Source organism: Nocardioides koreensis (assembly GCF_039531775.1).
Classification (GTDB): Bacteria; Actinomycetota; Actinomycetes; order Propionibacteriales; family Nocardioidaceae; genus Nocardioides; species Nocardioides koreensis.
Map to the genome: position 1 here is coordinate 231915 of NZ_BAAAQR010000002.1, position 21770 is coordinate 253684.

The following is a 21770-nucleotide window of genomic DNA, read 5'->3' on the forward strand; positions in this document are numbered from 1 at the left end:
GCGACAGGTCGGCGAGGCCTGAGGCGGCCGGTCAGCACGCGCCGCCGGAGAGGGGCAGCAAGCGCTGGGGCTCGTCGTGCCGGACGCAGAAGAGCCCGCGGCGGCGCGGCTGCAGGTCGAGGCCGTCGGCGGTCCAGCGCCAGGCGTGCACGGCGTACGACGCGGGCACCTCGACGGTGTCCCAGTCGAACTCGAACGGCCGGACCGAGCGGGTCGAGACGAGGTGGCCGTCCTCGACCCACCAGTCGCTGCGGTGGCCGTGGACGTAGTCGTCGGTGAGCGGGAAGCCGGGCGGCGTGCGCATCGGCACCTGCCGGCCGTCACGCCAGGTGAGCGGAGTGACCGCCCGTGCGTTGCCCTCCGCCATGAGGAGCACCTCCTCCCCCGGCCTGCCGTCGACGTCGTCGGAGCGGTACAGGCCGGGCAGGGGCTGGCGGACGAGTCCGGTCACCGACCGGCTGCCGTCGGCGCGCTCGACGACCAGCTGGACCGGGAAGCGGGGTCCCGGCAGGTCGGGGGCGCGGAGCCGCAGGCGCTCGACCTGCCCGTCACCGTCCACGTCCGCCCGGCTGCGTGTCTCCACGGGCCAGGCCCTGTTCTCGGCCGGGCCGTTGTCGGTCGGACCGGCGTCGGTCGGCTCCGGGGTGGGGGAGGTTCGCGGGCCGTCGGCCGGGGAGCGCACGGACGTCGAGCCGCACCCGGTCACGAACAGGACGACGAGTGCGGCGACCGCGGCGGACCGAAGCGGGTTCCCAGAAGTCATGCCCCTGAGATGCGGCCCGGCCCGGTCTGGTTGCCGGGCGGCGCAACTTCAGGGCCGGGCGTGCTCGATGGCTTCCTGCTCCTCCGGGGAGAGCTGCTGCTCGCAGGACCAGGAGGCGATGCTCTTGGCGTAGGTGCGGGAGTCGCTGCGGCCGTGGATCGAGGTCAGCACCACGCCGTGGCCGCTGTCGTCGAGCAGGGCGAGGGACCAGGACAGGTGGCCGCCCATGTCGCCGAACGCGTCGTACCGCACCACCGAGAGGTGCCGGAGCGCGTCGCGCGCCTCCGCGCGGAGGGCCGCGACCTCCTGCCGCAGGCCGTACACGTCCTGCGGGAGGGCGTCGGCGCCCACCCGTCGACGCGAGTCGCTGAGCCGGCGCAGGGCGAGGACGGCGAACACCAGTGCAGCAAGGGAGAGCACGAGGGCGGCCGAGGCGAGGATCCACACGGGGCGAAGCCTAGGTAGCCGGGGCTCCCGGCCGTCGGCGCCTCGCCCGGGGCGGGCGAAACCTCCCGAGATGCGGGGCCCAACGGGTGGTCACGCGCCCGGCGGCCCCGCCCCGGCGTGGCACGATCGGGCCGTGAGCGAAGGAACCCACCGCATCGCCTACCAGGGCGAGCCCGGCGCCAACTCGCACCTCGTGTGCAAGGAGCACTACCCGGAGCTGGAGGCGCTCGCCTGCGCGTCGTTCGAGGACGTCTTCGCCGCGGTGGAGTCCGGCGAGGCGGACCTGGCGATGATCCCGATCGACAACTCGATCGCCGGACGGGTCGCCGACATCCACCACTTCCTACCGACCTCGCACCTGCACATCATCGCCGAGCACTTCCTGCGGATCCGGTTCAGCCTGATGGGGGTCCCGGGAGCCTCGCTGGAGCGGATCCGGACCGTGCACAGCCACGTCCACGCGCTGGGCCAGTGCCGCAAGATCATCCGCGAGCACGGCCTCAAGCCGGTCATCTCCGGCGACACGGCCGGGGCCGCCCGCGAGGTCGCCGAGGCCGCGGACCCCAGCCAGGCCGCCATCTCCCCGCCGCTGGCCGCCGACATCTACGGCCTGCAGATCCTGGCCGACGACGTCGAGGACGAGGAGCACAACACCACCCGCTTCGTGGTGCTCTCACGCGAGCTCGTCGAGGCCGCGCCGGGCAACGGCCCGGTCGTCACCAGCTTCATCTTCAACGTCCGCAACCTGCCGGCCGCGCTGTACAAGGCGCTGGGCGGGTTCGCCACCAACGGCGTGAACATGACCAAGCTCGAGAGCTACATGGTCGGCGGGGAGTTCACCGCCACCCAGTTCCTCGCCGAGGTCGACGGGCACCCCGACGACCTGCCGGTCAAGCGGGCGCTGGAGGAGCTGGCGTTCTTCACCACCGACGTGAAGGTCCTCGGCGTCTACCCCGCCGACCCGTTCCGGGTCGAGTGAGGCTCACCCGGTCGGCGGCTGGGACTGCATCAGGCTGAACACCCCGCCCTGCGGGTCGGCGAGCACGGCCATGCGGCCGACGCCGGGCACGTCGAAGGCGGGCACCACCACCGTGCCGCCGAGGTGCTCGGCCCACGCCACCGCGTCGTCGAGGCTCTCGACGGCGAAGTAGACCGCCCAGTACGCCGGGATCCCCGGCTGCGGCGGCGCCATCGCACCGCCCACCCGGCGCCCGTCGACCACCAGGCAGGTGTACGTGCCGCCGCCCTGCACCGGCATCGCCTCCCACGCGACCCCGAGCACGTCGGCGTAGAACCTTGTCGCCCGCTCGACGTCGGGGGTCATCAGCTCGTGCCAGACCGGGGTCCCGGGCTCGTTGACCCGCACCGTGCCGATGTGCTGCCGGGCCTGCCACAGGTTCACCCGGGCGCCGGTGGGGTCACCGAGCGCCACCATCCGTCCGAGCCCCATCACGTCGAACGGACCCGCCTCGACCCGGCCGCCGGCACCGGCCACCCGGGCCGTGACCGCGTCGACGTCGTCGGCGGCGAGGTAGACCACCCAGGACGCCGGCCCCCCGGTCGCGCCGGGCACCTGGCCGGCGATCCCGGCGACCGCGTCCCCCTCCAGGGACACCGCGAGGTACTGGTTCCCCTCGTCGTCGACGGGCACCTCCTCGACCTCCCAGCCGAACAGGCCCGTGTAGAAGGCCCTGGCGGCCTGCTGGTCGGGCGTCGTCAGCTCGACGTAGCAGGGTGTGCCCTGCGCGTAGGACTCGAACTTCGCCATCACCGTGCTCCTCCACCCGGCCGCGGGCGGGGCCGGCCCCACCGCGAGCCAACACCCCGGCCCCGGCCGCAGACAGGGCCGGAAGGCCCCGGCCCGGACCGGGGCGGTCCGCCGCCGGGTAGGTTCCTCCCGTGGACCAGCCCGACCACTCCCCAGACCCGCGCATCGCCGACCTCGGCTTCGCGCGCGTGGACGTCGACCGCGCGGCCCGCACCGGTGACCCGGAGGTGGTCTACGGCGCGGGCAAGACCCCCGAGCAGGTCGTCACGATCCTGCGCACCCTGCACGAACGGCACCCCGAGCGCGCGGTGCTCGCGACCCGGCTCTCCGAGGAGGCCCTGGCGCTGGTCGGCGGCACCCTGCCCGACGCCGGGATCGACCCGGTCGCCCGGGCGGTCACGCTCGGGCCGCTGCCCACGCCGCGCGGCACGGTCGCGGTCGTCAGCGCCGGCACCTCCGACGCCCCGGTCGCCGCGGAGGCCGCCCTCACCGTCCGGGTGCACGGCGCGGGCGTGGACCGCATCGACGACGTCGGGGTCGCCGGCCTGCACCGGCTGCTCGGCGTCCAGGACCGGCTCGCCGCCGCCGACTGCCTCGTCGTGGTCGCCGGGATGGAGGGCGCGCTGCCCTCGGTGGTCGGCGGGCTGACCGGCGTGCCCCTGGTCGCGGTCCCCACCAGCGTCGGGTACGGCGCGTCCCTGGGCGGCGTGGCCGCCCTGCTGGCGATGCTGAACTCCTGCGCCCCCGGGGTCACCGTGGTCAACATCGACAACGGCTACGGGGCCGGCGTCCACGCCGCCCGGGTGGCCCGCAACGCCGCGCCCCGGCCCGGCGCCTCATGACCGTCTGGATCGACGCCTCCTCCGGTGCCAGCGGCGACATGCTGCTGGGCGCCCTCGTCGGCGCCGGCGTGCCGGTCGAGGTGCTCCAGGCCGCCGTCGACGCGATCGCCCCCGAGCCGGTCGCGCTGCGGGTCGAGCAGGTCACCCGCAACGGCTTCGCCGCGACCCGCTGCCACGTGGAGATCGCCGACTCCGTCGAGCACCGCACCTGGCGGGACGTCCGGGCGCTGCTGACCGCCGCCGACCTGGACCCGACGGTGCGTGACCTCGCGGTCCGCACCTTCGAGCGCCTGGCCGTCGCCGAGGGCGCTGTCCACGGGCACGACCCGGACGAGGTGCACTTCCACGAGGTCGGCGCGCTGGACGCGATCGCCGACGTGGTCGGGGCCTGCGCCGGCTTCGCGTGGCTGTGGTCTCGACAGGCTCGATCGACGGAGAGGTCCGTCGTCGTCTCGCCGGTCGCCGTCGGCGCGGGATCGGTCCGCGGCGCGCACGGCACCCTCCCCGTGCCCCCTCCCGCGGTCGCCGAGCTGCTGCGCGGCGTTCCGTCGTACGCCGGCCCGCCGGGCGCGCCCGCGATGGAGCTGTGCACACCCACCGGCGCCGCGCTGCTGACCACCCTGGCCACCGGCTGGGGCCCACAACCCGCGATGACCACCGACGCGATCGGGGTCGGGGCCGGCGGCCGGGACCCGGAGGGGCACGCGAACGTGCTGCGCCTGCTGGTCTCGACAGGCTCGACCACCGGGGACAGCCCGACCGGTGACAGCCCGACCACCGGAACCGGCCCGACCGGTGCTCCGCTGCTGGTCGAGACCAACATCGACGACCTCGACCCGCGGGTCTGGCCGGCGGTGATCGCCGCGCTGCTCGAGGCCGGCGCGTCGGACGCCTGGCTGACGCCGATCCTGATGAAGAAGGGCCGCCCGGCCCACACGCTCAGCGTCCTGGTCGCGGCCGACCGCGCGGCCGCGGTGCGGGCCGAGATCTTCCGGCAGACCTCCACGATCGGCCTGCGCGAGCAGCCGCTCGGCAAGCACGCCCTGGACCGTGAAATGGTCTCCGTCGACGTCGACGGCCAGCCCGTCGCAGTCAAGCTGGCCCGGCACGACGGCGTGCTGGTCAACGCGCAACCGGAGTACGACGACGTGGCGCGCGCCGCCGCGGCCCTCGGGCGCCCGGTGCTAGACGTTCTCAACGATGCCGTGGCCGCGAGCCGCACCTTCCTCCGACAGGAGCCCTGACCCCCGCATGGACCCCCTGGTCATCGCCCTCACCTTCGCCGCGATCTTCGTCGTGGAGCTGCCCGACAAGACCTTCATCGCCACGCTGGTGCTGGCGACGAAGTACCGGCCTCTCCTGGTCTGGATCGGCGTCGGCCTCGCGTTCACGGTGCAGACCGTCGTCGCGGTGGCGCTCGGCCACGCGGTGACCTACCTGCCGCAGGACGTGGTGCGCGCGGTCGCCGGGGTGATCTTCCTGGTGGGCGCGGTGCTGCTCTTCCGCGAGGGCCGCAGCCACCACCAGGCCAGCGAGGACGAGGAGGAGTTCGCCGCCAAGGCCACCGCCGCCACCGGCTGGAAGGCCGTCCTGACCTGCTTCCTCATCCTGTTCGCGGCCGAGTGGGGCGACCTGTCGCAGCTGCTGACGATCTCCCTGGTGGCGAAGTACGAGGACCCGGTCAGCGTCTTCATCGGCGCCCTCGGCGCGCTGCTGGTGGTCAGCGGGCTCGCCGCGATCGCCGGCCGGACGCTGCTGAAGTTCGTCTCGCTGCACGCGCTGCACTACCTCGGCGCGGCGGTCTGCCTGCTGCTCGCCGGCCTCACGGCGTACGAGCTGATCGCCTGAGGCTGCCCGGCCCGGGGCCGCTCGACTGAGGGGTGGAGCCGCCGCGCCACTAGAGTGCTGCGCATGACCCAGCACGGCGCCGACAGCGAGGTCGGCCGGCTCCAGACCGTCATGCTCCACCGCCCCGGCCCGGAGCTGAAGCGGTTGACGCCCCGCAACAACGACAAGCTCCTCTTCGACGGCATCCCCTGGGTCGCCCGGGCGCAGGACGAGCACGACGCCTTCGCGGCGGCGCTGCGCGACCGCGGGGTCGAGGTCCTCTACCTGACCGAGCTGCTCGCGGAGACGCTCGAGAGCGAGGTGGCCCGCAACCACGCGATCACCACCGCGCTGTCCGGCCTGCACCTCGGCGACACGATGCGCGGCTACCTCTCCCGCTTCCTGCGCGACGCCTCGCCCGAGGAGCTGACCGGCTACCTCACCGCCGGCATCCGCAACGACGAGGTGCGCGGCGGGTTCGGCCTGGTCACCTCGCTGTTCGCCAGCGACGACTTCCTCATCGACCCGCTGCCCAACCTGCTGTTCACCCGTGACTCCAGCGTGTGGGTGCGCGACCGGGTCGCGGTGACCTCGCTGGCGATGCCGGCCCGGATGCGCGAGACCCAGCTGACCGAGCTGATCTACACCGAGCACCCGCGGTTCCGCGGCACCCGCAAGATCCACGGCTGGCACCACGAGCACGTCGAGGGCGGTGACGTGCTGCTGCTGGCGCCCGGCGTGATCGCCGTCGGCGTCGGGGAGCGTACGACGCCCGCCGGCGTCGAGCGGCTGGCCCGCCAGGTCTTCCACGCCGACCTCGCCCACACCGTGCTCGCGGTCCCGATCGCGCAGGAGCGGGCGACGATGCACCTCGACACGGTCTGCACGATGGTCGACGTCGACAAGATCGTGATGTACCCCAACGTCGCCCACTCGCTGCAGGCCTACGCCGTCACCACCGCCGACGGGTCGGCCGCCGAGGGCGAGCTGGTCCTGCACGTGGCGGACGCCGAGCCGTTCCTGGTCGCCGCCGCGAAGGCGATGGAGATCGACACCCTGCACCAGATCGACACCGGCCTGGACCCGGTCACCGCCGAGCGGGAGCAGTGGGACGACGGCAACAACACCCTGGCGCTCGCGCCCCGGGTGGCGGTCGCCTACGAGCGCAACGACGAGACCAACGCCCGCCTCGAGGAGGCCGGCATCGAGGTGGTCCGTATCGCCGGCTCGGAGCTGGGCTCGGGCCGCGGCGGCCCGCGCTGCATGAGCTGCCCGATCTCCCGGGAGCCGCTGCCGGCGGGCTGAGACCCCCGGGCGCCCGGGCGCGCGGTGAGCAGGCCACCGAACTCGACCACCGAACCGTGGCTGACACACCGCCCCACCCCGCGGGAGGGTCCGGGATCACACCCGACCACGCTGGACGACCCCGTCCCGGTCCGCGAGGATGAGCGCCGGGGAGGACCGACCGAAAGGCATGTCCATGGCTGTCTCGTTCTTCGACTCGTTCACGCCGCAGGAGGTGGCGCGCATCAGCGCGGCCGGCACCACCGTGCGGGTGCCGGAGGGGTGGTCCCCGATCTGGGAGAAGACCCCCGCCGACAAGGCCTACATCCTGCTCGACGGCACCGTGTCGGTACGCCGCGGCGGCCAGGAGATCGCCCAGCTCGGCCCCGGCGAGATCATGGGCGAGGCGGCGATCGTCAACCACTCGCTGCGCACCGCCTCGATCGTGGCGCTGACCCCGCTCGAGCTCATCCACTTCACCGACGAGGCCGTACGCCGGCTCTGCGAGGAGATCCCGTCCTTCGCGACCGTCCTGCGCACCGCCGCCGACGAGCGCCTCACCCGGGCTGAGTGAGCGGACCCGATCACCCGGCCACGCCGGACGACCCCGGAGCGGTCGAGCTCCCCGACCTCGCCGACGCGCTCGAGGTCGTCGAGGGGTTCCTGCTCGGGGAGCAGCCCAGCCTGACCCGGGTCGAGGTGGCTGACCGGGCCGGCGTACCCCTCGAGGTGGCCGAGCAGCTGTGGCGGCTGCTGGGCTTCCCGAACCAGACCGACGACGCCGTCGCGTTCACCGAGGCCGACGTGCAGGCGCTGGTCCTCACGCACGACCTGATGAAGCTGGGCATCCTCGGGCCGGACTCGCAGGCGGCGCTGGTGCGCACCTGGGGACGCAGCTACGCGCGGCTGGCCGAGTGGCAGACCAACCTGCTCACCGAGGTCGCCGTCGAGGGGCCGGACCCACAGCAGCGGCTCACCGAGCTGGCCGCGTCGGTGCTGCCCCGGGTGGAGAAGCTGCAGAGCTACATCTGGCGCCGGCACCTGGCCAGCGCCACCAACCGGGTGCTCGCCGTCGACGGCTCGGGCTCGGCGGCCACCCGGCAGGCGGTCTGCTTCGTCGACATCGTCGGCTTCACCTCCCGCAGCAAGACCCTGGCCGAGGGTGAGCTCGTCGACTGGCTCGAGCACTTCGAGGACGAGGCCACCCGGCTCGTGGTCGACCTCGGCGGCCGGATCATCAAGATGATCGGCGACGAGGTGCTCTTCGTCGCCGACGAGGCCACCGCCGCCGCGGAGATCGCGCTGCGGATGACCGAGCGCGGCGCCGACGACCAGGACCGGTTCCCGCAGGTGCGCGCCGGGATGGCCCACGGGGCGGTGGTCAGCCGGCTCGGGGACGTCTACGGCCCCGTCGTCAACATCGCCGCCCGGCTCACCTCGGTGGCCCGCCCGGGCACCGTGCTGGTCGACCGGGGTGCCTACGAGGTGCTGTCGGGGCGGTCCGGCGAGGACGACCCGACCCAGGACGACGCCGCGGACGCGGCGTACTCGTTCCGCCGGATGCGCCGCACGCCGGTGAAGGGCTACACGCGGCTCCAGCCCTGGGTGCTGCGCCGCCGCTGAGGCTCCCGGCCGCAAGCTCGGTCAAGCGCCGGCGGGCCGGCCCGTGGCACGCTCGGGACATGACCGGTCCGCAGGCCAGGGTGACCGCCGTGTGCGTGGTGCACGCGGTCGTGCCGGGGTACTTCCACGACACCGCCATCGACAAGCGGCCGCGTCCGGGCGCGGTGCGGGTGGAGGCGACCGGATTGGTCGGCGACGAGCAGCGCGACCGCGGCCACGGCGGGCCCGACGCCGCGGTCTACGTGTACGCCGACGAGGACGCCGCCTTCTTCGCCGACGTCCTCGGCCGGGAGCTGCCGCCCGGACTGTTCGGCGAGAACGTGCGTACGACGGGCCTCGACGTCTGCGGCGCCCGGATCGGCGAGCGCTGGCTCGTGGGCGACGTCCTGCTCGAGGTCCGCAAGCCCCGCACCCCCTGCCCGAACCTCGCGATGCACGTCGGCGTGACGGACTTCCACCGGGTCTTCCACCGGTCGGGACGGGTGGGGGCGATGTGCCGGGTGCTGCGCGCCGGGACCCTCGCCGCCGGGCGGCAGGTGGTCGTGGAGTCCGTCCCCGGCCATGGGGTCACGGTCGCCGACCTGTCGGCGGGCCTCACGCCCGACCAGGCCGCGTCACTGCTGGGATCGGGAGTGCCGCTCGCCGCCCCGGTCCGGGGCCGCGCCCAGCGCGTCCTCGCCAGGAGCCGGCGCGACTCGCCCTGACGGGCGAGGGGCGGCATCGAGAAATTGAAAAGCCCGGCCGTTGTCGACGGGGGACACAACAACGACCGGGCAATGGAAAATCTACGTGAGACCTACGCGTCACACAATGGCTGGCACCGAGAAATTCCGGTGACGCGCGCCATGTTCGCCGTTCACCGGCTCCGGGTCACCTGCCGAAGGTCCCCTGTGTGGGGGTCAGCGGATGGTGACCTGGCGGTTCGCGAGGCCCGAGCGGGCGGACCGCTGCTCGGCGGTGAGCGGGGAGTCGTCGGCCAGCGCCTCGGCCAGGTCGGCCGCGAACCGCTCGGCGGGCTCCTCCAGCGGCTCCGGCCCGGTGCCGACCGGCAGGTCCCAGACCGGCGCGAGCAGCCCGTGCGCGCGGAACATGCCCACGAACCGCGATCCCGGGGCGATGTCGTCCTTGCCGGCGGCGTGCAGCCGGGCCAGCGCGTCGAGCAGCTGGTCCTCGGGCTCGGGCATCACCCAGCGCAGGTGCTCCTTGGTGCCCACGTTGGTCCAGTACGCCGCCTCGACCGACGTCAGCCGGGCGGTCGGGCTGGCCGCGGCGTTGGCCTGCTCGAGCGCGGCGGCCATGCCGGACTGGTCCTCGACGTCGGCGATCCAGTACTCGAACCCGTCGTGGACGGTGATGTCGAGCCGGTCGTCGGTGACCAGGTCCTGCAGCCGGGGGCCCTCCCCGGGCGGGTCGGTGAGGCCGACGATGCCGGGCTCCTCGGTCTGGAGCGCCTTGAGCAGCACGGCGCCGAGGTCGCGGGCGGGGTCGCCGAAGTTGTGCTGGACCTGCAGGCCGAGCCAGATCTGGCCGCTGTCGCGCACCATCGCCGGCGCCGCCATCGGCAGCAGCGAGCAGAGCTGGACGCTGCGGCCGTGCGGGTCCGGCTCCCGGAGCGTCAGCGGCGCGGTCGCGGCGGGCACCAGCTCGCGCAGGGCGACCACGTCGCACTCCGAGGGCATCCCCTCGAAGGGCCGGTTCACGAACACGGCGGGGGCGCCGCCGGCGGCGCCGTGGCAGGCCTTGTACCGCTTGCCGGAGCCGCAGGGGCAGGGCTGGCGGGGGCCGACCTCGCCCTCGACGGGCTGGGAGTCACGGGCTTTGGTGCGGGAACGCTTGGCCATGGGCGCGAACCTATACGCCGGGTACGACGGCCCCACAACCGCCTCAGCGAACCCCGAGCAGGTCCAGCATGTACGCCGGGCGGTCGCTGATGACCGCGGTGACCCCGAGGTCCAGGCACAGGTCGAGCTCGGCGCGGGTGTTCACCGTCCACACGTGCATCTCGTGCCCGGTGCGGGCGATCCGCCGACCCAGCTTGGGATGCTCGCGGAGCGTCTCGATCCCGGGGCCGACGATCCAGTCGTCCCCGATCACGCCGCGCAGCATCGGCCAGTACTGCGCGCGCTCGAGCAGCTGGACCAGCCGGACCGCCGGGGCCAGCCGCTCGATCCGCTGCAGCGCCGTCCACGAGAAGCTCATCACCCGCACCGGCGCCCCGGGCACGTCCCAGCCGAAGTCGCGCAGCAGGTCCACCACCCGGCGCTCGACCAGGCCGGCGTAGCGAGTCGGGTGCTTGGTCTCGATGGCCACCTCGACGGGACGGTGGTAGTCGGCGACGGTCTCCAGCAGCTTGCGCAGCGTGAGCACCCGGCCCAGCTCCTCGTCGCGCTCGGGCGCCTCGTCGTCGAGGTCGGCCCACGGGTTCTTCCACGAGGCGAAGTCGAGCGCGTCGAGGTCCGAGAGCTGCATCGTCGAGACGATGCCGTGCGTGCTGGCGGTACGCCGGACGTTGCGGTCGTGCACGCACACGAGGTGCCCGTCGGCGGTCAGCCGGACGTCGCACTCGAGCGCCTCGGCGCCGGCGTCGAGGGCCGCGAGGTAGGCCCCCAGGGTGTGCTCGGCGTTGTCGTGGCTGGCACCCCGATGGGCGACGACCTGCGGCCTCATGGCCGTCATTGTTGCGGGTGCTGCCGTCCCGTGGCGCGTCTGGCTCGCGGGCGGTGCTCGACCAGCCCGACCAGGTTGCCCTCGGAGTCGCGGACGAACGCCATCCACTCGTCGGTGCCGGCGGGGCCGAGGGTGGCGTCGTCGTGGCCGAAGATCACGTGCGGCTCGGTCTCGACCGGCACGCCGGCGTCCCGGAGCCGGCCGACGGTGGCGTCGATGTCGTCCACCGCGAGGTAGTGCAGCGCGCTCGGCGCACCCCGGTCCAGGAGCAGCCGGACCCCGCCGAGGTCGAAGAAGAGCAGCCCGGGCGGGTCGTACGTCGCGGTCGGCGGGCTGCCCAGCAGGTCGGTGTAGAAGGCGGCCGCCCGCTCGAGGTCGTCGGCGTGCTGGGCGATCTGCACGAGGTCCACGGCGTGCTCCTGACTCGCGGCAATCCCTGACAGGCACGGATGCTACGGCCGTCCGCGGCACGGCGTACTCCCGAAGTGTGCGGGTGGCGACGTACCTTCCCCCTGTGACCATCGATCCGGTGACCCCGATGCCCTCCGTGCACCTCCGGCCTGCGGGCGAGGGGGACATCGCCTTCCTCACCGACGTCGTGCTCGTCGCGACGAGCGCGCAGAACCGGCTACCGGGCGACTTCGACGAGCACGAGTGGCGGGCCGGCTTCACCGCCTGGACCACCGCGCAGGTCGCCGAGACCCCACCGCCGGAGCTCCGGCACAGCACGACGTACGTGGTCGAGATCGAGGGCGAGCGCGCCGGCCGGCTCCGGGTGGTGCGCACCCCGGACGCCGTGGAGATCGCCGGGATCCAGCTGCTGCCCGCCCACCAGGACCACGGGATCGGCACGCACCTGATCGAGCAGCTCGTCGTCGAGGCGCACGACACCGGCCGGTGGGCCCGGGCCACCGTCGAGGACGACAACCCCCGGGCCCGCGCCCTCTACGAGCGCCTCGGCTTCGTGGCGGTCGACGGCAATGGCGCGGAGACGGTGCTCGAGGCCCGCTGAGCCTCCTCAGGCGTGCTGGAGGAGGTACCGGCCGAAGTGCGGGACCGTGAACGCGATCCGGCCCCGCTCGCCGGAGTAGATCAGGCCCTTCTTCAGCAGCGCGTCGCGGGCGGGTGAGAGCGACTGCGGCTTCTTGCCCAGCGCGGCCGCGACGTCGGCGGTCGGCACGCTCTGGATGTCGTCGAGCACCTCCTCGCCGCGCTCCGCGATCGCGACCGCGGCGTCGGCCATCGCGCGGAGGTACTCACGCTCCCCCGGGGTCGCCCGCTCGAACCGGCTGCCGAAGAACCCGACCGCCAGCTCCCGCTCGGCCTCCGGCGCGGCCACGGCGACGTCCTGCGCGGTGATCGGGGAGCTCGGCGCGAGGTCCCACACCACCTTGCCGTAGGCCTGGATGAAGTAGGGGTAGCCGCCGGTCGCGGCGTACATCGCCGCCAGCGCGTCCTCGGCGTACGCCGCCTCCTCGTCCTCGGCGGGCGCGCTCAGCGCGCGGTCCGCGGCGTCGCGGCCGAGCCGGTCGATGCGCTGGTAGCGGAACAGCCGCTCGGAGTAGGACTTGCTGGCGGACAGCACCGCCGGCAGGTGCGGCAGCCCGGCGCCCACCACGATCACGGGCAGCCCCGACTGGCTGATCTCGTGGCAGGCCGCGCACAGCGCCGACACGTCGTCGGGGCCGAGGTCCTGCATCTCGTCGATGAAGATCCCGATGCCCTTGCCGACGTCGCCGGCCAGGCCGCCGAGCTCGGTGAGCAGCTCGACCAGGTCGATCTCGATGTCGCCGGAGTCGGCGCGACCCTTCACCGCCGGCACGTCGATGCCGGGGCTCCACTGGTCCCGCAGCTTCGCGGCCGGGCCGGCCTCGCGCTGGGCGAAGGACTTGATCACGCCCAGGGCGTGGTCGACGTCGTCGGCCTGCGGGTGCCCGAGCTCGCGGACCGCCTGGTGCAGCGCGCTCGACAGCGGCCGGCGCAGGTTCTGGTCGGGCCGGGCCTCCAGCTTGCCGGTCCCCCACCGGCGGCGCACGGCCGCGGAGCGCAGCGCGTTGAGGAGCACGGTCTTCCCGACGCCACGCAGGCCGGTGAGGACCAGGCTGCGCTCGGGACGCCCCTTGGCCACCCGCTCGAGCACGATGTCGAAGGCCTGGAGCTGCTCGTCACGGCCGGCGAGCTCGGGCGGTCGCTGCCCCGCGCCGGGCGCGTAGGGGTTCCGGATCGGGTCCACGGTAGGACCGTATCGGCGTCTCTAGCCTGAGCCGTAGATTTCGCTCGCGTGGCGTAGACGCGGGGATAGTCCGTCACGTTTTGGCTGTGGACAACGCGTTGTCCACAGCCAAAACGTGACGGAGTACCCGTCTCAGGCGCCGTGGGCGACACGCGGGATGGCCCGGGTGTCGTGCGGGCCGCGGCGCCGGTTGCTCGTGGTGACGTCGTACGCCGTGTCGAGGCCGGAGCGGAGCAGGTCGATCAGGTCGGGGACCTCGTCGACGGCCAGCCGGAACGAGCCGGCGCACACGTTGTCGCGCCACAGCGAGAGCACGACCAGCCCGGACTCGTGGTGCCAGGAGACCCGGAGCGCGCGGTCGCCGCCGCGGGCGTCGAGGAAGATCGACCCCGCCTCCGGCAGCGGACGCGCGGTGGCCATGGACACATGATGCTCCCCCGCGGGTCAACCGGCCAGCGATTCGGTGAACCCGCGACGTCGGTCCCACGACCTACACTGGCCGGCGTGCCCGAGCTGCCCGAGGTGGAAGCACTGGCCCTGGACCTGCGGGGCCGGCTGCGGGACCGCGCCATCGTCAAGGTCCACGTCGCCGCGTTCAGCGCGCTGAAGACCTTCGACCCGCCCCTGACGGCCCTCGAGGGCGCCCTGGTCGACGACGTCACCCGGCACGGCAAGTTCCTCGACATCGACGCCTCGGGGCTGCACGTCGTTTTGCACCTGGCCCGGGCCGGCTGGGTCCGCTGGCGCGACGAGGTGCCGACGATCCCGCCCAAGCCCAGCAACAAGTCCCCGCTCGCGGTGCGCATCGTCCTCGACGACCAGTCCGGCCTCGACATCACCGAGGCGGGGACCCGCAAGAGCCTCGCGATGTACCTCGTCCGCGACCCGGCCGACGTCCCGGGCATCGCCAGCCTGGGCCCGGACCCGCTCACCGACGACTTCACCATCGACGTGCTGCGGCAGATCCTCGAGCGCGAGGGCCGCAAGCAGATCAAGGGGGTACTGCGCCACCAGGGCACCATCGCCGGGATCGGCAACGCCTACTCCGACGAGCTGCTGCACGCCGCGCGGATGTCGCCGTTCAAGCCGGCGAACAGCCTCGACGACGAGGAGCTGCAGACCCTGTACGCCGCCATCCGCACCGTGATCGGCGACGCGGTCGAGCGCTCCCGCGGGCTCGCGGCCAGCGAGCTGAAGGGCGAGAAGAAGTCCCACCTCGCGGTGCACGGCCGGACCGGCCAGCCCTGCCCGGTGTGCGGCGACACCGTCCGCGAGGTGTCCTTCGCCGACTCCAGCCTGCAGTACTGCCCGACCTGCCAGACCGGCGGCAAGCCGCTCGCCGACCGCCGGATGTCCAGGCTCCTCAAATGATCTCGACAAGCTCGATCACCGAAGGCCGGACCGGACCCGGCCCGATCACCGACCACCTGGAGTGACCATGCACCAGATCCCGACCGTGACCGTCCAGGGCGTTCCCGAGCCGCTGCCGGAGGGGGTCGTCGTGCTCGACGTGCGCGAGCCGGTGGAGTGGGAGCACGGCCACATCGAGGGCGCGGTGCACATCCCGCTCATGGAGCTCCCCCAGCGCTTCGGCGAGCTGCCCGACGGGCAGGCGCTGGTCGTGTGCAAGATCGGCGGCCGGTCGGCCCAGGCGGTGGGCTACCTCGTCCAGCAGGGCATCGACGCGGTGAACCTCGAGGGCGGCATGGTCGACTGGGCCGACGCGGGACGCCCGATGGTCACCGAGAACGGCGGTCCGCCGCACGTGGTGTGACCCACGGCAGCAGCGGGCGGCCGGGGCCGCCCGCCGGCCGGGTCAGTTGCTGCTGGAGGGGGCCGACGGGGCCGAGGGGGCGCAGGTCTGGGAGGCGTAGCCGAGGAACGCCTGGACATTCGTCTGCTCCTCCTTGCTGAGGTCGACGTTCTTCATGTTCTGCAGGTCCTTGGCCGTGGCCTTGGGGTCGACGTCCTCGAGGACACCCACATAGGTCTCGAACCCCTTCCGGGCCTCGGTGGGGATGTCCGTCGGGGTGCCGGCCTTCTCCAGGCCGGCGGCGAAGTCGGCCACGTCGGCGCCGTCCTTGATCGACGAGCCGGCGGTGAGCGCGGTGCACAGGTCGTCCGAGGTGCCGTCCGTGGGGGCGCTGGTGGGGCTGCTGCTCGCGCTGGTGGGGGTCGAGCTGGCGCTCTCGGTCGAGTCGCTGTTGTCCCCGCAACCGGCGGCGACGCCACCGAGCGAGAGCAGGGCAGCGGCGATCAGGACGTGCTTCATGAGGTTCGGTCCCCTCCTGGGATTCGACATGGGCAAGTCGTCGACTGTGCCATGCGAACCTGAGAAGAACCTGCCCCGCCCACTCGGTGGCCGCCCGCGGGCCGGCGCTCAGCCGCCCAGGCCGGCCGGCGGGGGCAGCTCCAGCGCCTTCCTCAGGCGGCGGAGGTAGACGGCCCGGGTGACCTCGACCACGCCGAGGCTGGCCAGGTGTGGGGTTCGCCACTGGACGTCCAGGAGGCGGTCCTCGGCGTACTCGTCGCGCAGCAGCCCCACCAGCCCCACCAGCGCGACCTTCGAGGCGTCCCGGACCCGGTGGAACATCGACTCGCCCGCGAACAGCCCGCCGATGGACACGCCGTACAGGCCCCCGGCCAGCCGGCCGTCGCGCCACGCCTCGATCGAGTGCGCCCAGCCCAGCTCGTGGAGCCGCAGGTACGCCGCCTTGATGTCCTCGTCGATCCACCCGGCGTCCCGGCCCGGGTCGGCGCAGGCGTCCACGACCTCCGCGAAGGCGCTGTCGACGCGGATCTCGAAGTCGCGCGCCGCGCGCCGCAGCGACCGGGAGACCAGCATCGCGTCGAGGGGCAGCACGCCCCGGCGTACCGGGCAGAACCAGTACGTCGGGTCCCCGGGCGTCCCCGACGGCATCGGGAACAGCCCGCGACGGTACGCCGCCAGCAGGGTGCCCGGCGCCAGGTCGGCGCCGATGGCCACCAGGTCGTCGAGCGGGTCGAAGTCCCCGGGGCTGCCGAAGCTCCAGTGGGAGGGCGGCGGCTCGACGGGCACGGCGACCACCGTAGTGGTCCCCGGGTCGTCCACCCGGGCGCATCTCCTGGGTCGGGCTCCTAGGATCGGGGCATGAGCACGAGCGGCAGCATCGGCAGGCGGTTGGCCCCGCGGATCCCGGACGCGATCCCCGGGCTGACCACCGCGTTCGTGCGCGAGGCCCTGCACCGTGCCATCCACGGGGTCGGCCCGCTGCCGCCGGCGGCGCACGCGGCCGAGGCGCAGCTCTCCGAGCAGCGCGGCGACGTCGAGCGAGCGGTGCACGAGGTCATCGAGAACCACGTCCGGTACGCCGGCGCCCAGGGCTTCGTCACCAACCTCGGTGGCGTGGTCACCGCCGCGGTGGCGATGCCCGCCAACATCACCGGGCTCGCGCTGGTCCAGTGCCGGATGATCGCGGGCATCGCCCACCTGCACGGCTACGACCTGCAGGACCCGCGGGTCCGCAACGCCGTGCTGGCCTGCCTGCTCGGTGAGGAGCAGATCGACAAGCTGGTCAGGAAGCGCCGGCTGCCCGCGCCGCCGATGGCGCTGGCGACCGCGCCGGCGCACGACCCCGACCTGGACCGCATCATCTCCGCCGAGGTGGCCTCGGACCTGATCGCCCGGGTCGCCGGGAAGCGGCTCGCCTCGACCATCGGGCGCCGGGTCCCCGTGGTCGGCGGCCTCGTGGGGGCCGGCGCCGACGGGTTCGCCACCTGGCGGGTCGGTCGCTACTCCGACCGCGAGCTCCTGCCCCGCGCCACGCGGTAGGCCTTCAGCGCCCCCCGGCCGGCGCGGCTGCCCCGCAGCCGGCGCACGGTCTTCTCCCGGAAGCGGTACGTCGGGCGCAGGTAGGCCCGCTCGAGGGCGCGGTGCGCCTCGTGCAGCTCGCCGGCGAGGCGCTCCTCGGCGTGCCGCAGCTTGGCGTTCTCCAGCAGCAGCGCCGAGATCGCGTCCAGCGCCGCCCCCGCGACCTGCTTCTCGCGCGGATGGTCCGGGTCGGCCCACTCCTGCACCGGCGGCGCCCCGACCAGGTCGGCGAGGTCGCCGACCACGTCGTACCCCCGGTCCTTGATCTCGCCCGCCCAGGCGGCCGCGAGGTCCTGCGCCCACGGGTGCACGTCCGGGGGTAGCGCCAGGCGGGGCGTGTCGGTGCGGCGGGACAGGGTGCGGTGCGCGAGCAGCTCGCGGACCAGCGGCCGGTAGTCCGGCGGGTCGAGGTCGTGGATGACCGCCTGGTTGATCCGGCGCAGCAGCGCCGTCTCGGGCACGCCCAGCGACGGGTTGGCCCGCTCGGCCTCGAGGTCGAGCTCGAGGCCGTCGAGGCCGAGCACCCGGCTGAACCGCTGCCACAGCAGCGACGGGGGGCCGCCCGGCCCGGGCACGGTGACCAGGTGGAGGCGCTCCGGCGGCAGGTCGTGGCCCCACCGGTCGAGGATGTCGGGGACCTCCTGCACGCCCCAGAACCAGGTCGCGATCCGGCTGTCGCGCTGCGGGTCCCGGATCTCCTCGAGGAACCGCGCGTAGCTGAGGGTCCGCCGGTGCTTGACGTTCTCCTGCCACTCGGCCGGGATCTGTCGGACCAGGTCGCGGACCGAGAGGACCACGTGGATCTCGACGCCGTCGCGGTGGCCCAGCGACTCCAGCGCGCGCCCGACCTGCGAGCGCGAGGCGGTCGCGAGGATCTCGTGGCTGATGATCGCGGTGCCGTCCCAGGCACGGACCCGCGCGGCCAGCCGGTCCCAGGCCCCGACCGCCTCGGTCTCCAGGCCTCCCCAGGGCAGCCGCATCAGGTCCAGGGCGGCGAGGAACTGGTCGTCGAACCGTTCGGCGGGGTAGAGGATGTCGTGCTCGGCGAGCACCGGACGGTTCCGGAACAGCACGTCCTGGAGGTACGACGTGCCGGTCTTGGGGGTGCCGACGTGCAAGAGGACCCGCTTGGTCACCTCGTCGTCTCCTCGCCGTCGTGGCCGCCGTCGTGACTGCCGTGGTCGGTGTGCCCGGTCGTGGCCGCATCCCGCTCGAGGAGCAGCCGGAGCGACAGCGCCAGCGCGCCCGCGTCGGACGGCTCGGCCGCCCCGGGACGCGCCCGTGGCAGCAGCGCGTCGGGGTCGCCGTGCACAGCGTAGCCAGCGTCCAGCAGCCCATCGCGCATGCGCACCGCCCTGGTGTGCACCCAGGCGCGGTGCTCCTCGGGAACCACGACCGGTGGCCCGGCGACCCCGGCCAGCCGGGGCCGCAGCGTCTGCCGCAGCAGCACCTCGCGGCGGGGCGGGGTGACGAGCAGGCTGAGCACCGCCGAGACCCGACGGGCCAGGTCGGCGGCGTCCGCGGGCACCGGCGGCGGGGGCGGCGACAGCCGGCGGACGCCGACGAGGTCCGCGACGGCCGCCGGGTCGAGCACGACCTCCACCCGGCCCCGGCCCGGTCGACCGGTCCAGGCCTCGGCGATCCGCAGCAGGTCGGCGCGCGGCGGCAGCACGTCGCGGCGGGCCAGCGAGTCCAGCCAGCGGCGCCAGGTCGCGCCGCCGTCGCCGAAGCAGCGGTGCTCCCAGACGTCGGCGAGCATCTGGCCCAGGTCGGTGCCGAGCACCAGGACGACGGCGTTGCGGCCACCCGGGGGCCGGCCCCGGGCGATCAGCTCGGTGCGCAGGGGCACGGCGAGCGCCGGGTCGCCGAGCAGCCGGTAGCGGCGCCGCCAGGGCCGCACCCATCCCGGGGCCGGCTCCGGCACCGGCTCACCCGCGACGACGTCCTCGGCGAGCAGGTTGGCCGCCACCCGGAGCAGCTCGTCGTCGGGCAGGTCCGCGGGGTCCACCGGCGGCGGGCCGAACCGGGGCCGGTCGACCGCTCCGGCCAGCTCCAGGTCGGGGCGTCCGCGGCCGGGGGCGGACGCGGTCAGCACCCGGTGGACCAGGGCCTCGGACGGGACCCCGACCAGGTTGAGGCGACGCAGCAGCTCCAGCTGCTGCGCACCGGGCAGCACCCGGCCGCCGGCGGGGCCGGGGCCGGACCAGTCGGCCCACGCGGTGGTGCCGCCGGCCTGCAGGTGGCGCAGCCACCCCCAGGCACGGCGTACGCCCGGGGTGTCCTCGTGGCCGCCGGTCACGACTGGCGCAGCCGCTGGGCCTGGGCGCGGACCCGGCGGACCAGCTGGCGCTCCGGGTCGGGGCGGCCGGCTGCCTCCTGGGTCATCGCGGCGAGGGCGTCGATGGCGGTCCGGAGCTGCTTCTTCGCACCCACCTTGTCGGGGTCGCGCCACTTCTCGCCCTCGGCCGGGCGCTGCGGGCGCAGCTCCTCGAGGTCGCCGACGACGTCCACGCCGCTGCCGCGCAGCCACTCGATCCACCGGTCGGCCTCGGCCTCGGCCCAGTCGAACCGCTCGGGGGGCAGCCGGACCGGGGCCGAGGAGCGCCGCACCAGCTGGTCCTGGGCGAGCATCTCCCGGATCAGCTCGTCGTACTCCGCCTCGCGGCGGGTCGCCCGCTTGATGCGCCGGTTCAGCTGGCGGACCACCTGGGTCTCGGCCACGCCCAGCGACCGGTTCGCGCGCTCGCTGTCGACCGGCGCCCAGGCGGGGTCGATGCCGGTCGCCCGGCAGAAGCGCAGCCACAGCGAGTCGCCGCCCGTCACCCGCGAGTGCGGCACGGTCAGCACGTGGATGCGCTCGGGGGGCAGGCCGGCCCCCCAGGTGCCGAGCACGCTGGGGACGTCGAAGGCGCGGGAGAACCACGAGTTCCCCCGCTCGCAGCGGTCCAGGAACCGCCGGTAGGACCACTTGCGGCCCTGCTTGATGCTCTCCTGCCAGGCGGCGGGGAGCTGGCGGGCCAGGTCGCGGGCGGAGTAGACGACGTGCACCTCGCTGTCGGCCAGGTCGGCCATCGCCCGGGCGACCCGGTCGGGGGTCGCCGGGGCGAGGATCTCGTGGCTCACGACGACGGTGCCGGAGGTGCGGCGGATCTTGCGGACCAGCTGGTCCCACGCGCCGTCGGCGTGACCGGGCCGGCCGCCCCAGTCCTGGCCGAGCAGGTCGAGCGCCGCCCGGAACTGGAACAGGGCGGGGCTGACCAGCGGCGAGCCGGTCGGCACGTGCACCCCGTGGCGGGCCAGCGAGCGGGAGTTCAGGCCGAGCCGGTCCTGGACGTACGTCGTGCCGGTCTTGGGTGCACCGACGTGCAGGTGGACGACCCGACTCATGTGCCAGATTGTGCCGCACCGGCCGCGGCGGCCGGGGCGAGGGCGCGGACCACGGCCGAGGGGCTGGGCCGGCCGAGCCGGCCGGCCATCCACACGCTGGCGGCGGCGACCTCCTCGAGGTCCACCCCGGTCTCGATCCCGAGCCCGTGCAGCATCCAGACCAGGTCCTCGGTGGCGAGGTTGCCGGTGGCGCTCTTGGCGTAGGGGCAGCCCCCGAGCCCGCCGGCGCTCGCGTCGTACGTCGTGATCCCGGCCTGGAGGCCCGCGTAGGTGTTGGCGAGCGCCTGGCCGTAGGTGTCGTGGAAGTGCATGGCGAGCTGGTCGGTGCCCATCCCCGCCGCCACGAAGGCGTGCACCAGCGCGGTGACGTGGCCGGGGGTGCCGACACCGATGGTGTCGCCGAGGCTGAGCTGGCTGGCGCCGAGGTCGAAGAGCCGCTTGCCGACCTCGACCACCTGCTCGACCGGGACCGCGCCCTCCCAGGGGTCGCCGAAGCACATCGACACGTAGGCGCGCACGTCGAGCCCGTGCTCGCGCGCCCGGCGGACCGTCGGCTCGAACATCGCGAACTGCTCGTCGAGGCTGCGGTTGAGGTTCTTCTGCGCGAAGGTCTCGGTCGCCGACCCGAAGATCGCGACGTGCCGGCAGCCCAGCTCCAGCGCCCGGTCCAGGCCCCGGTCGTTGGGCACCAGCACCGGGCAGTCGCGCCCGGCGTCGCCCAGCATCGTCATCAGCTCCGCGGCGTCGGCCAGCTGCGGCACCCAGCGCGGGTGCACGAAGCTGGTGGCCTCCACGACCGGCAGGCCGGCGGCGAGGAGGCGGCGTACGAACTCGGCCTTGACCTCGGTCGGGACCAGCGCCTTCTCGTTCTGCAGCCCGTCGCGCGGGCCGACCTCGTAGATCGTGACCCGGTCGGGCATCGGGGCGACCGGCGCGGGGCCGGCCGGCACGACGGTGGGGGTGCGCATCAGCTGGGCTCCTCTGGGCGGGCGGTGGACGTCATACGAGGTGGGCGCCCGGACGACGGGGTCGTATGACGTCCCGCGGGATGTCATACGACCTGGTTGCCTGGACGACCG

26 protein-coding genes are annotated in these 21770 nt (G+C 74.1%); 12 read left to right on the top strand and 14 right to left on the bottom strand.

The genetic code is table 11. The annotated features are described in order from the left end of the window. Window positions 1-31 precede the first annotated feature (31 nt). Entirely contained in the window at window positions 32-763 is a 732-nt protein-coding gene (locus ABD268_RS05200) for a hypothetical protein (RefSeq protein WP_344148612.1), read from the bottom strand. Window positions 764-811: 48 nt separating this feature from the next. Further along, complete coding sequence (locus ABD268_RS05205; RefSeq protein ID WP_344148615.1) at window positions 812-1210, bottom strand: DUF4446 family protein; 399 nt, start codon at window positions 1208-1210, stop codon at window positions 812-814. A gap of 133 nt (window positions 1211-1343) precedes the next feature. On the opposite strand from ABD268_RS05205, the gene ABD268_RS05210 reads away from it, so the two are divergent. Then, window positions 1344-2189: a prephenate dehydratase gene (locus ABD268_RS05210; protein WP_344148618.1), complete on the top strand. Its 846-nt coding sequence runs from the start codon at window positions 1344-1346 to the stop codon at window positions 2187-2189. Between the two features lie 3 nt (window positions 2190-2192). Here ABD268_RS05210 and ABD268_RS05215 read toward each other — a convergent pair whose 3' ends face one another. Further along, the gene (locus ABD268_RS05215; RefSeq protein WP_344148621.1) at window positions 2193-2978 is read right to left on the bottom strand and encodes a VOC family protein; all 786 of its coding nucleotides are present in this window, start codon (window positions 2976-2978) and stop codon (window positions 2193-2195) included. Window positions 2979-3109: 131 nt separating this feature from the next. Between ABD268_RS05215 and larB the strand changes: the two genes are divergently transcribed. From larB to ABD268_RS05250, 7 genes are all read left to right on the top strand, one after another. Continuing rightward, window positions 3110-3820: a nickel pincer cofactor biosynthesis protein LarB gene (gene larB / locus ABD268_RS05220; protein WP_344148624.1), complete on the top strand. Its 711-nt coding sequence runs from the start codon at window positions 3110-3112 to the stop codon at window positions 3818-3820. Next, complete coding sequence (larC, locus tag ABD268_RS05225; protein ID WP_344148627.1) at window positions 3817-5064, top strand: nickel pincer cofactor biosynthesis protein LarC; 1248 nt, start codon at window positions 3817-3819, stop codon at window positions 5062-5064. Before larB ends, larC begins: the two co-directional genes overlap by 4 nt. Before the next feature lie 7 nt (window positions 5065-5071). Beyond that, window positions 5072-5668 carry a TMEM165/GDT1 family protein gene (locus ABD268_RS05230; protein WP_344148630.1) on the top strand — a complete coding sequence of 199 codons (597 nt, stop codon included), beginning with the start codon at window positions 5072-5074 and terminating at the stop codon, window positions 5666-5668. A gap of 63 nt (window positions 5669-5731) precedes the next feature. Continuing rightward, window positions 5732-6952, top strand: coding sequence for an arginine deiminase (locus tag ABD268_RS05235; RefSeq protein WP_344148633.1), 1221 nt, complete (start codon window positions 5732-5734; stop codon window positions 6950-6952). Window positions 6953-7127: 175 nt separating this feature from the next. Beyond that, entirely contained in the window at window positions 7128-7505 is a 378-nt protein-coding gene (locus tag ABD268_RS05240) for a Crp/Fnr family transcriptional regulator (protein ID WP_344148636.1), read from the top strand. Continuing rightward, window positions 7502-8554, top strand: a complete 1053-nt coding sequence (locus tag ABD268_RS05245; protein ID WP_344148639.1) for an adenylate/guanylate cyclase domain-containing protein — start codon at window positions 7502-7504, stop codon at window positions 8552-8554. The genes ABD268_RS05240 and ABD268_RS05245 overlap by 4 nt, the downstream gene beginning before the upstream one ends. Before the next feature lie 59 nt (window positions 8555-8613). Continuing rightward, window positions 8614-9258: an MOSC domain-containing protein gene (locus ABD268_RS05250; protein ID WP_344148642.1), complete on the top strand. Its 645-nt coding sequence runs from the start codon at window positions 8614-8616 to the stop codon at window positions 9256-9258. A 195-nt stretch (window positions 9259-9453) separates the two neighbouring features. Here the strand turns inward: ABD268_RS05250 and ABD268_RS05255 are convergent, their stop codons facing one another. From ABD268_RS05255 to ABD268_RS05265, 3 genes are read right to left on the bottom strand one after another with little or no spacing between them, the layout of a single operon-like run. After that, window positions 9454-10395 (bottom strand): DUF5926 family protein, encoded by a 942-nt coding sequence (locus ABD268_RS05255; RefSeq protein WP_344148645.1) that lies wholly within the window; start codon window positions 10393-10395, stop codon window positions 9454-9456. Between the two features lie 43 nt (window positions 10396-10438). Further along, a complete protein-coding gene (locus ABD268_RS05260; RefSeq protein ID WP_344148648.1) occupies window positions 10439-11221 on the bottom strand; it encodes a glycerophosphodiester phosphodiesterase in 783 nt (260 codons plus the stop codon). A 5-nt stretch (window positions 11222-11226) separates the two neighbouring features. Next, on the bottom strand, window positions 11227-11631 hold the full coding sequence (locus ABD268_RS05265) for a VOC family protein (RefSeq protein ID WP_344148651.1): 405 nt from the start codon (window positions 11629-11631) through the stop codon (window positions 11227-11229). A 104-nt stretch (window positions 11632-11735) separates the two neighbouring features. Between ABD268_RS05265 and ABD268_RS05270 the strand changes: the two genes are divergently transcribed. After that, window positions 11736-12233 carry a GNAT family N-acetyltransferase gene (locus tag ABD268_RS05270; protein WP_344148654.1) on the top strand — a complete coding sequence of 166 codons (498 nt, stop codon included), beginning with the start codon at window positions 11736-11738 and terminating at the stop codon, window positions 12231-12233. Between the two features lie 6 nt (window positions 12234-12239). On the opposite strand, the gene ABD268_RS05275 is transcribed toward ABD268_RS05270, so the two are convergent. Further along, the gene (locus ABD268_RS05275) at window positions 12240-13454 is read right to left on the bottom strand and encodes an ATP-binding protein (RefSeq protein WP_344148657.1); all 1215 of its coding nucleotides are present in this window, start codon (window positions 13452-13454) and stop codon (window positions 12240-12242) included. Window positions 13455-13586: 132 nt separating this feature from the next. After that, on the bottom strand, window positions 13587-13874 hold the full coding sequence (locus tag ABD268_RS05280) for a hypothetical protein (RefSeq protein WP_344148660.1): 288 nt from the start codon (window positions 13872-13874) through the stop codon (window positions 13587-13589). An 84-nt stretch (window positions 13875-13958) separates the two neighbouring features. Here ABD268_RS05280 and ABD268_RS05285 point away from each other — a divergent pair, with 84 nt between their 5' ends. Further along, the gene (locus ABD268_RS05285; protein ID WP_344148663.1) at window positions 13959-14825 is read left to right on the top strand and encodes an Fpg/Nei family DNA glycosylase; all 867 of its coding nucleotides are present in this window, start codon (window positions 13959-13961) and stop codon (window positions 14823-14825) included. A 67-nt stretch (window positions 14826-14892) separates the two neighbouring features. Then, window positions 14893-15228: a rhodanese-like domain-containing protein gene (locus tag ABD268_RS05290; RefSeq protein ID WP_344148666.1), complete on the top strand. Its 336-nt coding sequence runs from the start codon at window positions 14893-14895 to the stop codon at window positions 15226-15228. 42 nt (window positions 15229-15270) lie between these two features. On the opposite strand, the gene ABD268_RS05295 is transcribed toward ABD268_RS05290, so the two are convergent. After that, entirely contained in the window at window positions 15271-15726 is a 456-nt protein-coding gene (locus ABD268_RS05295) for a hypothetical protein (protein WP_344148669.1), read from the bottom strand. Window positions 15727-15834: 108 nt separating this feature from the next. Continuing rightward, window positions 15835-16512 carry a leucyl/phenylalanyl-tRNA--protein transferase gene (gene aat, locus ABD268_RS05300; protein ID WP_344148672.1) on the bottom strand — a complete coding sequence of 226 codons (678 nt, stop codon included), beginning with the start codon at window positions 16510-16512 and terminating at the stop codon, window positions 15835-15837. A gap of 72 nt (window positions 16513-16584) precedes the next feature. On the opposite strand from aat, the gene ABD268_RS05305 reads away from it, so the two are divergent. Next, window positions 16585-17265: an EcsC family protein gene (locus ABD268_RS05305; RefSeq protein WP_344148675.1), complete on the top strand. Its 681-nt coding sequence runs from the start codon at window positions 16585-16587 to the stop codon at window positions 17263-17265. Here ABD268_RS05305 and ABD268_RS05310 read toward each other — a convergent pair. From ABD268_RS05310 to ABD268_RS05325, 4 genes are read right to left on the bottom strand one after another with little or no spacing between them, the layout of a single operon-like run. Then, window positions 17226-18440, bottom strand: a complete 1215-nt coding sequence (locus ABD268_RS05310; RefSeq protein WP_344148678.1) for a hypothetical protein — start codon at window positions 18438-18440, stop codon at window positions 17226-17228. The genes ABD268_RS05305 and ABD268_RS05310 overlap by 40 nt on opposite strands. Beyond that, a complete protein-coding gene (locus tag ABD268_RS05315; RefSeq protein ID WP_344148681.1) occupies window positions 18437-19603 on the bottom strand; it encodes a hypothetical protein in 1167 nt (388 codons plus the stop codon). Before ABD268_RS05315 ends, ABD268_RS05310 begins: the two co-directional genes overlap by 4 nt. Next, window positions 19600-20691, bottom strand: a complete 1092-nt coding sequence (locus ABD268_RS05320) for a hypothetical protein (RefSeq protein WP_344148684.1) — start codon at window positions 20689-20691, stop codon at window positions 19600-19602. Before ABD268_RS05320 ends, ABD268_RS05315 begins: the two co-directional genes overlap by 4 nt. Continuing rightward, the gene (locus ABD268_RS05325) at window positions 20688-21659 is read right to left on the bottom strand and encodes a hydroxymethylglutaryl-CoA lyase (RefSeq protein ID WP_344148687.1); all 972 of its coding nucleotides are present in this window, start codon (window positions 21657-21659) and stop codon (window positions 20688-20690) included. The genes ABD268_RS05320 and ABD268_RS05325 overlap by 4 nt, the downstream gene beginning before the upstream one ends. Between the last annotated feature and the right edge of the window lie 111 nt (window positions 21660-21770).